Raw genomic sequence first — 233 nt, 5'->3', positions numbered from 1 at the left:
TAAAGACCCTGAATATACAGGTAGAACTCATATTCTTCTGCATCTTCTGTTACATATTTGAATGCGTAGGAGCAGTCACCGGTCTGGATTGCGTAGTTGTGCGCAACTACCCAGTCCTTCATCATGCGGTAGAGGCCTTGTTCAGTCTCAGGGTACTGTGCGGGTTCCTTGCGGGGTTCCTGGACGTTCTGCGCAGGACCGTACTCGTCGGCTTTGCGGTACTCTCCGTCAGG

Annotated in this window: 1 protein-coding gene; it reads right to left on the bottom strand. The window is 51.9% G+C overall.

Annotated elements, in window-relative coordinates; all coding sequences use genetic code 11:
* A partial coding sequence (locus tag HMPREF3055_RS09275; RefSeq protein ID WP_246824941.1) for a DUF6318 family protein occupies positions 1–233 on the bottom strand: 233 nt, incomplete at both ends.

It is taken from the genome of Rothia sp. HMSC061C12, assembly GCF_001815755.1.
Taxonomy (GTDB): domain Bacteria; phylum Actinomycetota; class Actinomycetes; order Actinomycetales; family Micrococcaceae; genus Rothia; species Rothia mucilaginosa.
Note: the sequence above shows the minus strand (reverse complement) of the source record. Positions and strands in the feature narration are given on the sequence as shown.